Here is a 10,562-nt window from a genome sequence, read left to right as displayed (position 1 = left end):
TGTGTCCAGAGCAGGTCCTGTCCGCAAAAAGGGAAAATGCGGCCAAACCGACTGTGTCCAGAGCAGGTCCTGTCCGCAAAATGATGATAACTATCTAACTGCTCTATTAAACTCTATCGGTACTATATAATGCCCGGGCTTTCCATAGCCTTCATATTCAAAATTGTTTGCGAGAATTCTACGAATAGTTCTTATTGACTTATTCCCCTTACACCACTCATAAATCCTATTCGTAGTAATCTTTTCATCCGGGAACAGCCATCGAAACTCCTCAATGCTTCTCAAAATTGCTGCAGAGGGAGCCTCCTCAAATCCACATTTACACTTTAAGGTTACATCTACAAATGTTCGACAATGCGGACAACATATACCTTTTTCAAGCCGGTTATAATCATAGTTGGGTAATCGTTTATAGGGAGATTGAAATGTCTGTTTTGAAACTAAGGTTTCAGCAAGTTTTGAATGTCCTCCGTTTAATTTTGATGGTGTTCGATTGAGCTTGTCCATAAATCGAGTAAGCTGTGTTGGGAAAATGATGGATGGATTAATTGGAGCATTGTATAAGTGGAAATTAGGGTTTATGAATATTAGGTAAGATTCGATATGCATGTTGTAGCCATTGTTTTGGAGAAGTTGCTTAAGCATTGTTTCGCTTCGTTCTAGCTGGTGCAAAGGATTCCTAATTGTAGACCCTGATAATGTGAACCATTTGTCGCCTTCAAGATAATAGTCACCTTCATAATTTTTGACTTCAAATTGAAACAGCGTTCCTTGAGAAATCAGCACAGAGTCAATTTGAAAAACGGTGTTATTAACCTCAAAAAGCAAATCATTTAAAATTAAACCATCAATTAAAATATCCTCAGACCATATATCAAATTGCTGTTCACCTTTAAATCCCTTCTCAAGGTTCTCAAAACGTCTTAAATCATCAATTGGAAATCCCATACGTGAATGTAGAAATCTAAGGAGTTTTAATTCAGGAGAAACAAATCGGGGCTTCAGAATTTTCATGAACATACCTCCATTGTAATTAAATTATAAAGATATGTTAATTTTATGTAATATAAACAATTTTTACAAGAAAAAAATTCAACAAACGACATTTTTTCCTCGCAATATCGTTTTAAAAAAGAAAAATATTGGGGATAATGTTGACGATTTGAATTTGTTATAGGTAATATATATTAAGTGAATATAAAAATTGAAATGAGTGCTAGGCGCTATATTTCAGCATTGTCACCAATTCGGCTGAAATTCCATATTGATAAGTAAGTTAATTCAATTCAATGAAATGCAATGATAGGGAAGAGTACTTCGTGAACCCTTCAGAGAGAGAGGTCAATTTGCTGGGAGATCTCTTAGGATGTAGCGCGGGAAGGTAGCCCTTGAGCAGCTTTTCTGAACAAAACGTAAACTAACGTGGGAAGTATGTGTGGAGCTTCTTAATTTGCTAAACTATTCTGCAAAAATTTACTTGCCCAATCAAAACGTAAGTAGGAAAAGCCGGCCACAGTCCGTTATCTGTTTGAGCGCATTGATATTTTTTTGCATGGGTATGCGGGTATGTATCGCATAATCAAATAGCCATAACAAAAATATCAATGAAAAAAGGTGGTACCGCGAAGAATAGCTTCTTTCGTCCTTTTATATGGACGAAGGGAGTTTTTTTATTTTTTTGAAAAAAAAATACATAATTAAATTCCCAACCAAATCAGGAGGTACAAAGGAATGACTAATCAAGAGATCAATTTACCTACAAAATATGATCCGCAAGCTGTTGAAGAAAATCGTTATGAATGGTGGCTGCAAGGAAAGTTTTTCGAAGCTGATCCAAGCTCAGGAAAAGAGCCGTATACAATCGTTATTCCACCACCAAATGTAACAGGTAAACTACATCTTGGTCATGCGTGGGACACAACGCTCCAAGATATTTTAACAAGAATGAAGCGGATGCAGGGCTATGATGTTTTATGGCTACCAGGGATGGACCATGCTGGCATTGCGACTCAAGCAAAGGTTGAAGGTAAACTTCGTGAGGAAGGTAAATCACGTTATGACCTTGGCCGTGAGAAGTTTCTAGAAAAATCTTGGGAATGGAAAGAGGAGTATGCAAATTTCATCCGTACCCAATGGTCTAAACTTGGCCTTGGCCTTGATTATAGCCGTGAGCGCTTTACATTAGATGAAGGTCTTTCAAAAGCGGTTCGCGAGGTGTTTGTAAAGCTTTATGAAAAAGGTCTCATTTACCGCGGTGAGTATATTATTAACTGGGACCCACAGACGAAAACAGCTTTATCTGACATCGAGGTTATTTACAAAGATGTTCAGGGTGCTTTTTATCATATGAATTATCCATTAGCAGATGGCTCAGGTTCCATTGAAGTTGCGACAACACGTCCAGAAACAATGCTTGGCGACACGGCTGTTGCTGTTCATCCTAAGGATGAAAGATATCAACATTTAATTGGTAAGACGGTAAAACTCCCTATCGTTGGCCGTGAAATTCCAATAGTTGCTGATGATTATGTTGATATGGAATTTGGTTCAGGGGCGGTAAAAATTACGCCTGCCCATGATCCAAATGACTTTGAACTAGGAAATCGTCATAATCTTGAACGTGTTTTAGTTATGAATGAAGATGGAACGATGAATGAAAATGCAGGCATTTACCAAGGCATGGACCGTTTTGCTTGCCGCAAACAAATCGTGAAAGATCTTCAAGACCAAGGTATTCTATTCAAAATCGAAGATCATTTACATTCAGTTGGTCATTCAGAGCGCAGTGGGGCCGTTGTTGAGCCGTATCTTTCAACACAATGGTTTGTAAAAATGCAGCCACTTGCTGACGCAGCAATTGAACTACAACAAAAGTCCGGTGAAAAAGTAAACTTTGTTCCTGAAAGATTTGAAAAAACATACTTACATTGGCTAGAAAACATCAGAGATTGGTGTATTTCTCGTCAATTATGGTGGGGTCACCGCATCCCGGCTTGGTACCATAAAGAGACAGGCGAAATTTATGTTGGTCACGAGGCACCAGCTGATGCGGAAAATTGGAATCAGGATGAGGACGTTCTAGATACATGGTTTAGTTCTGCACTATGGCCGTTTTCAACATTAGGCTGGCCGGATGAAAACGCTGAAGATTTCAAGCGTTATTACCCAACAGATTGCTTAGTAACAGGCTATGATATCATTTTCTTCTGGGTATCAAGAATGATTTTCCAAGGACTTGAATTTACAGAAAAACGCCCGTTCAAAGATGTTCTTATTCATGGCCTTGTTCGTGATGCAGAAGGCCGTAAGATGAGTAAGTCCCTTGGCAACGGTGTAGACCCTATGGATGTCATTGAAAAATACGGTGCGGATTCACTCCGTTATTTCCTATCAACTGGTACTTCACCAGGTCAGGATTTACGTTTTGTTTGGGAAAAAGTTGAATCAACATGGAACTTTGCCAATAAGATTTGGAACGCATCCCGGTTTGCCCTCATGAATATGAATGGCATTAAATATGAAGAGCTTGACCTGAGCGGTGAAAAATCAGTTGCAGATAAGTGGATTTTAACTCGTTTAAATGAAACAATCGAAACAGTAACGAAAATGGCTGATAAATACGAGTTCGGTGAGGTTGGTCGTGTTCTCTATAACTTCATTTGGGATGATCTATGTGACTGGTATATCGAAATGGCGAAGCTTCCATTGTATGGTGAAGACGAAGCAGCGAAGAAGACAACTCGTTCTGTATTAGCTTATGTTCTTGATAATACAATGCGCTTACTACACCCATTCATGCCATTTATTACCGAGGAAATTTGGCAAGCACTTCCACATGAAGGCGAGTCTATTACGGTAGCAAAATGGCCAGAGGTACGTGCTGACTTAACAGATAATGCAGCTGCCGAAGAAATGAAACTATTGGTAGACATTATCCGTTCAGTACGTAATATCCGTGCGGAAGTTAATACACCAATGAGTAAGCAAATCAAGCTAAATATCAAAGCGAAAAACGATGATATTTTAGCAAGCTTAGAAAGAAATCGTCATTACTTAGTACGATTCTGTAACCCAAGTGAATTAACAATCGCAACTGAACTATCAACAGATGAAAAAGCAATGACAGCAGTAGTGACAGGTGCAGAATTATCGCTACCACTAGAAGGCTTAATTAATATTGATGAAGAAATTGCCCGTCTGCAAAAAGAATTAGAAAAACTAAATGCAGAAGTAGACCGTGTTCAAAAGAAATTAAGCAATGAAAAATTTGTAGGAAAAGCTCCAGCCAATGTTGTTGAAGAAGAACGTAAAAAAGAACAAGATTACCTTGAAAAACGTGCAGTAGTGGAAGCGCGCATTCAGGAATTAAGAGGCTAAAGACAGACTCTGACCCCAAAATAGAGGAACTAAAAAGCAAATCTCAAAAATTATCATGAGATTTGCTTTTTATTCTTTTTCAGAATTATAAAGATCCTTAAAAAATTGAATTCTCCCGTCGGACTTAGGCTAAGGTATGGTATTAGCTTTTTAAATGCGGTCTATATACATTCCCATGATTTTGCTATAATAGAGGTAAATCGTGGGAGTTGATGCAATGTCTAAGGAACGCATTAATCATGACGGTCTATATAAAGAACTGCTTAATAACTTTTTTGAAGAGTTTATGATTTTATTTTTTCCTGAAGCATGTGAAGAAATTGATTTCAATCATACAGTATTTTTATCACAAGAATTAATTCGAGATATTTTTAAAGGTGAAAAGAAAGTTGTGGATTTGTTGATTGAAACAAAGCTTAAAGGTAAAGATGGGTTTATTCTTGTGTACATTGAATCCCAATCCTATGAGCAAATAGACTTTAACGAACGAATTTTTTCTTATTTTACTCGGCTTTATGACGAACATCGTAAACAAATTTTGCCTATTGCTATTTTCGGTTATGATAAACTTAAAAATGAGCCAAACACATTTTCAATAGGATTTCCTTTTCTTGAAGTCCTTAATTTTCAATTTTTGAAGGTTGAATTAAAATCCCAGAACTGGCGAGAATATTTAAAACAAGATAATCCAGTAGCAGCAGCACTTTTAAGTAAAATGGGGTATTCCGATGAAGAACGTGTCCAAGTCAAAAAAGAATTCTTAAGAATGTTAGTTCGCTTGGAATTAGACCCAGTGAGAACGGAATTAATTGCTGGCTTTTTTGAAACATACTTAAAATTAACCTCAGACGAAGAAAAACAACTATATGATGAAATAAAATCTTTAGGACGTGAAGAGGAGGAAAAGGTTATGCAAATCACAACTTCATGGCATGAGAAAGGCAGAGAGGAAGGAGTTAAAAAAGGGATTGAGGTAGGTAAAGAAGAAGGGATAAAAGAAGGCATAAAGGTGGGAAAAAAGGAAGGAAAAAAAGAAGCCTTGATTGAAGTAGCCCAAAGTATGCTGAAGGATGGCTATACAGTTGAACAAATTGAAAGATTAACAAAACTTAGCAAGGAAACGATTAAAAATCTAATTCATTAATATTAAAATTCTAATTTAATTTGGAAGGATGAAAAAACTTGATAATTTCTCATCCAGATCGAAAATTCAAACCGAAGTATGTATATTATTTCCATGTTGAAAATGGTCTTGCTGCCTATGATAGCGAAGAAAAATCGGAGGTTGGCTCTGTTATTATTGTTGATGGGATTGGAACATATTCTATTAAAATTACTCGTATTTGGACATCTGAAGAAAAAGAATTTATTGAATATGAATCTTTCAAGACTATTGTTTGTAGACCGAAATTTTTACCTTTAGAGGAAATTCAAAGGACCATTAAATACCCAAAAACGTCATATTTTGAAAAAGGCAAAGAAGAAGGGTTAAGAGAAGTGAAAAAAGAAGTTGCTCGTAATTTAATTAACGAAGGGATTGATTTGGAAAGAATCGCTAAAATAACTTAATTGTCAATAGATGAATTAGAAAAAGTTCAACAGCAATTAAAACATTAAACAATCAGTCTGCATAAAAAATAAAAAGCAAATCTCAAAATTACATGAGATTTGCTTTTTTAATTTTTTTCGGAGTTATTAAGTTCCATTAAATAATTTTCATATTCTTGTTTGTTCTTTTCAAGATACTGAACGAGATCGCCAATTCGATCAATGGAGTTCCAACTTAAATGATGTTCAATGCCTTCAACATCATTATAAATATTCTCCTTTTTTACCCCGATTAACTCTAAAAATTGTTCCAACAATTCGTGGCGTAATAATAATCGTTGACCAATTTTTTTTCCTTTCGGCGTGAGTACAATACCTCGGTATTTTTCATATATAAGGTAGTCGTCTTTGTCTAACTTTTGTACCATTTTAGTTACGGAAGATGGTTGAACAGATAAATTTTCGGCAATATCTGATACCCTTGCATAACCTTTTTGGTCAATTAATAAATAAATTTGTTCAAGATAGTCTTCCATACTAGGTGTAGGCATTTCGATACCATCCTTAAAAATTTTCAGTGTACCTATAATTATAAAGGAAGATAAAAGGTCTTACAACAAATTATAGGAAAGCGACTATCCAATTATCATATCCAACCAAGTGCCCTTACTACTGTTGCGATTAAAAAGGTTATAAGAACGGCAACCATGGTTGGAATAAGAAAGGAGAGAAAGGTCCATTTCTTACTTTTTGTTTCTTTGTAAATATTAAACAAAGTTGTTCCACAAGGATAATGCAGTAGAGAAAACAGCATCATGTTTAGGGCTGTTAACCAAGTCCAGCCTTGGTTAACAAAAATCAGCTTAACCTCTGCCAAACTATCAATTTCAAGTAAAGCCCCTTGGGATAAATATCCCATTAAAAGAATCGGAACAACAATTTCGTTAGCAGGCAATCCTAGAATAAAAGCAGTCAAAATAAATCCATCCAAACCTAACATTCTCGCGAAAGGGTCTAGAAAACCAACAAAATGGATGAGAATGGAGCTATCCCCAATAGTAATGTTTGCTAAAATCCATGTAAGGATGGAAGCTGGGGCAGCAACGATAACCGCTCTTTTTAAAACATACCATGACTTATCAAGACTTGAGCGCACAACGGTGTTCCAAATTTTTGGACGACGATAAGGGGGGAGTTCTAATGTATAGTGGGAAGGTACCCCTCTTAACAATGTTTTAGATAAAAACCACGATACAAATAAGGTTACAGCAATTCCGAATAAGACCAGAACCATTACTGTCGCAGCTGTTACGATGGTAGCCATTCCACCGCTAAAGGTGGCCGCCATATATAAGGATGCAATCAAGATTAACGTTGGCCAGCGACCGTTACATGGTACGAAATTATTCGTTAGAATCGCCAGCATTCTCTCCCTTGGTGACTCGATAATTCTTGTTGACATAATTGCGGCCGCATTGCAGCCAAACCCCATTGCCATTGTCAGACCCTGTTTTCCATGTGCGCCGACCCCTTTAAAAAGGCGGTCAAGATTAAAAGCAACCCGGGGCAAATAGCCATAATTCTCAAGCAAGGCAAACAGCGGGAAAAATATAGCCATTGGTGGGAGCATCACGCTTACGACCCACCCGGTTCCCCTGAAGAAACCTAGAACTAATACTCCATGTAGCCAGCTGGGTGCATGGACCGCAATAAAAAATTGAGTTATGTGCTGTTCCACCCAAGCAAATCCGGAAGCAATTAGACTTGATGGAACATTTGCTCCAGCAATTGTAATCCAGAATACGATGCCAAGCATGATAAACATAATGGGAAATCCCCATATAGGTGATGTCAGAACTGCATCAATTTTTTCTGTTTTCCATTTTTCTTTGTCTTTATATGTCACAACATTTTTGCATATCGTTGAACTTTCCTTATAAATATTTTCAACAATTTCATCTCGTATTTCTTCATTTACCAATGTAGAAGCAAATTTTGCAACATCAGCTAATGAAGAATTTGGTAACGGTAATTGTGCACCCATGTTCTCACATCCTTTTATTCAAGCTTTCTACTAATCCTCTATCCCCATCTAAAAGCCTCAGTGCAATCCAGCGAGAGGGGAAGCGATTGCCAACTATTTTTTCAACAATCGGTTCTAATTCATCAATTTTCTTTTCTAGTTCTGGAGAATAATTGATTTTGTATTTTTTTGTAGTTATGTTTCCATGGACTAGGTCGTGGATTGTTTTAAATAAATGGTCAAAGCCCAGCTTGTTTCTTGCCGAAATTTTTACAACAGGTACATTTAGTTGTTTAGACAACCGCCCGCTATCTATTGTAATTCCCTTTTTTTCCGCCTCATCTATTAAATTAACGCAGACAATCACCTTTTCTGTCATTTCTAGTACTTGAAGGGCAAGATTTAAATTCCGTTCCAAAGCTGTTCCATCTACAACAACGAGGGTTACATCAGGATTTTCAAAAAGAATATAATCTCTGGCAACCTCTTCATCAACTGAGTTGGAATATAAGGAATAGGTTCCTGGCAGGTCAATGATTTTGAATGTGTCATCCAAATATTCGAATGCCCCTTCCGCCAGTTCAACGGTTTTTCCGGCCCAATTGCCTGTATGCTGTTTTAAGCCGGTTAGTGCATTAAAAAGGGTGCTCTTTCCAGTATTGGGGTTACCGGCCAAGGCAATTTTAAATGTACTCATCATGTGCGCTCCTTTACAAAGATTTTGGAACTTTCTTCTTTTCGCAAAGCAATCGTTGTGTTATTAACTCGATAAGCTGCGGGATCACCCAATGGGCTTTTTTGCAAAACTTCGATAAGTGCTCCTTTTACAAACCCTAAATCTAATAAACGACGGCGCATCACACCTTGGATGGACATGCTTTCTATTACAACCTTATCACCAGTTTCACATTGACAAAGTGGTATCGAATTTTCAATCATAATATTTACCCTCACTCAAAATAGTTATATGGATGCCAAAAAGTTTCCTTAGGGAAAATTTTATTTTATTGTATGCAAATTTCAATAAAAAGTAAACTATTTTGTTTCAAAAAATTATGTAAGCCACTCACGTTGACAATAAGAAAGAGTTATTCTTACAATTATTGTAGGTATATACTGTAAGTATGGTAGGAGGATTAACTAATGAACAATGAATTTAACGAAGCACTTCACTGGCTAAACAGCCGTACTACATTTGGGATCAAACCAGGCTTAGAGCGTATGAATTACATGCTCGAGCAGTTGGGTCATCCAGAAAGACGCTTAAAAACTGTTCATGTTGCCGGTACAAATGGCAAGGGCTCAACTGTAAGTTTCATGCGTCATATTTTACAAGAAGCAGGCTATATTGTAGGTACCTTCACTTCGCCATATATCGAAAGTTTTAATGAAAGAATTAGTGTAGACGGAGTACCAATTTCTGATAAGGACTTTGTGGAGCTTGTAAAAAAAGTAAAACCAATCGTTGAAAAATGCGAAGCAACGGAATACGGTGTCCCAACGGAATTTGAAGTATTAACTGTGATTGCACTTGAATATTTTGCAAGAGTTGCTGTCCCTTACATTTCACTTATTGAAACAGGGCTTGGTGGACGTTTAGATTCAACAAATGTAATCACACCACTCGTTTCAGTGATTACAAATATCGGACAAGATCATATGAATATCCTTGGCAACACAGTAGAGGAAATCACAAAAGAAAAGGCTGGAATCATTAAGTCAGGTTTCCCAGTTGTAACGGCAGTTGAACAACCTGAAGCGGAGGAAATCATTGCTGATGTAGCTAAATCGAAAAACTCTAAGCTATACAGATTAGGCAAAGAATTTAAAACTATCGATACAGCCCTACATAATGGCAATGAAGTATTTACGTTTCAATCGCTATTTAATAGGCTCGAAAACCTAGAAATTACAATGAAAGGCGAGCATCAAGTGAAAAATGTTGCAACTGCCTTGATGGCGATTGAATACTTAAAACAATATTTTGCCTTTGTTATTGATGAAGAGCATATTAGAACTGGTCTTTTAAAAACAACGTGGAAAGGACGTTTCGAAAAAGTCTCAGACAAGCCGCTTACCTTTATTGATGGTGCCCATAATCCTGAAGGTATTGATACATTGTGCAAGACAATCCAAAGATATTATTCGGACAAAAAAGTTCACATCATTTTTAGTGCACTTAAGGACAAACCTTTAAAAGAAATGATTGGCAAATTGGATGCTATTGCAGATAAAATCACTTTTACTCAATTTGAATTCGCTCGTTGCACGGAGGCTAGCGAACTATTTGAGCTTTCCTCATCAGCAAATAAGCACGTTAATGTGGATTGGAAGGAAGCAATTGAAAGTGAGAAGCGGGAAATCGGTAGGAGTGAAGAAGAAGTTCTAATTATTACCGGGTCGCTTTATTTTATCTCGGAAGTTCGTAAGCTAGAATGCAGGTAGCAACAGAGAATGTTTGTATAATTCCCAAAAACTGAGATGGGACTTGAAAAGGGGAATCATAGAACCTGTATGATTCCCAAAATCAATATTTTTTATTTTGGTGCATATGTTGGAAGGCGATGATAGTGTAAACATCTTTTTGAGGATTATTTTTAAAAGAAATTATATA

General features: G+C 36.9%; 9 protein-coding genes and 1 other annotated feature. Of the genes, 4 read left to right on the top strand and 5 right to left on the bottom strand.

Annotated features, from left to right (window positions below):
- Positions 1 to 90 precede the first annotated feature (90 nt).
- On the bottom strand, positions 91 to 1,014 hold the full coding sequence (locus tag BAZO_RS12165; RefSeq protein WP_003331843.1) for a nuclease-related domain-containing protein: 924 nt from the start codon (positions 1,012 to 1,014) through the stop codon (positions 91 to 93).
- A gap of 276 nt (positions 1,015 to 1,290) precedes the next feature.
- Positions 1,291 to 1,650: a binding site (T-box leader), on the top strand.
- A gap of 81 nt (positions 1,651 to 1,731) precedes the next feature.
- Here BAZO_RS12165 and BAZO_RS12160 point away from each other — a divergent pair.
- The 3 genes from BAZO_RS12160 to BAZO_RS12150 all read left to right on the top strand — a co-directional run bounded on the left by BAZO_RS12160 (position 1,732) and on the right by BAZO_RS12150 (position 5,946).
- Positions 1,732 to 4,377 (top strand): valine--tRNA ligase, encoded by a 2,646-nt coding sequence (locus BAZO_RS12160; RefSeq protein WP_003331842.1) that lies wholly within the window; start codon positions 1,732 to 1,734, stop codon positions 4,375 to 4,377.
- A gap of 217 nt (positions 4,378 to 4,594) precedes the next feature.
- The gene (locus BAZO_RS12155) at positions 4,595 to 5,521 is read left to right on the top strand and encodes an Rpn family recombination-promoting nuclease/putative transposase (protein ID WP_003331841.1); all 927 of its coding nucleotides are present in this window, start codon (positions 4,595 to 4,597) and stop codon (positions 5,519 to 5,521) included.
- A gap of 38 nt (positions 5,522 to 5,559) precedes the next feature.
- Positions 5,560 to 5,946 (top strand): hypothetical protein, encoded by a 387-nt coding sequence (locus tag BAZO_RS12150; RefSeq protein ID WP_003331840.1) that lies wholly within the window; start codon positions 5,560 to 5,562, stop codon positions 5,944 to 5,946.
- 107 nt (positions 5,947 to 6,053) lie between these two features.
- On the opposite strand, the gene mntR is transcribed toward BAZO_RS12150, so the two are convergent.
- The 4 genes from mntR to BAZO_RS12130 all read right to left on the bottom strand — a co-directional run bounded on the left by mntR (position 6,054) and on the right by BAZO_RS12130 (position 8,887).
- Positions 6,054 to 6,476, bottom strand: a complete 423-nt coding sequence (mntR, locus tag BAZO_RS12145) for a transcriptional regulator MntR (RefSeq protein WP_003331839.1) — start codon at positions 6,474 to 6,476, stop codon at positions 6,054 to 6,056.
- Between the two features lie 95 nt (positions 6,477 to 6,571).
- Positions 6,572 to 7,969, bottom strand: a complete 1,398-nt coding sequence (locus tag BAZO_RS12140; protein ID WP_003331838.1) for a nucleoside recognition domain-containing protein — start codon at positions 7,967 to 7,969, stop codon at positions 6,572 to 6,574.
- 4 nt (positions 7,970 to 7,973) lie between these two features.
- Positions 7,974 to 8,645, bottom strand: a complete 672-nt coding sequence (locus BAZO_RS12135) for a FeoB small GTPase domain-containing protein (protein ID WP_003331837.1) — start codon at positions 8,643 to 8,645, stop codon at positions 7,974 to 7,976.
- Positions 8,645 to 8,887 (bottom strand): FeoA family protein, encoded by a 243-nt coding sequence (locus BAZO_RS12130; RefSeq protein ID WP_003331836.1) that lies wholly within the window; start codon positions 8,885 to 8,887, stop codon positions 8,645 to 8,647. Before BAZO_RS12130 ends, BAZO_RS12135 begins: the two co-directional genes overlap by 1 nt.
- Before the next feature lie 204 nt (positions 8,888 to 9,091).
- Here BAZO_RS12130 and BAZO_RS12125 point away from each other — a divergent pair, with 204 nt between their 5' ends.
- Positions 9,092 to 10,393: a bifunctional folylpolyglutamate synthase/dihydrofolate synthase gene (locus tag BAZO_RS12125; RefSeq protein WP_003331835.1), complete on the top strand. Its 1,302-nt coding sequence runs from the start codon at positions 9,092 to 9,094 to the stop codon at positions 10,391 to 10,393.
- Positions 10,394 to 10,562 lie beyond the last annotated feature (169 nt).

Origin of the sequence: Schinkia azotoformans LMG 9581 (genome assembly GCF_000307855.1) — a bacterium.
Taxonomy (GTDB): Bacteria; Bacillota; Bacilli; order Bacillales; family Bacillaceae_J; genus Schinkia; species Schinkia azotoformans.
Note: the sequence above shows the minus strand (reverse complement) of the source record. Positions and strands in the feature narration are given on the sequence as shown.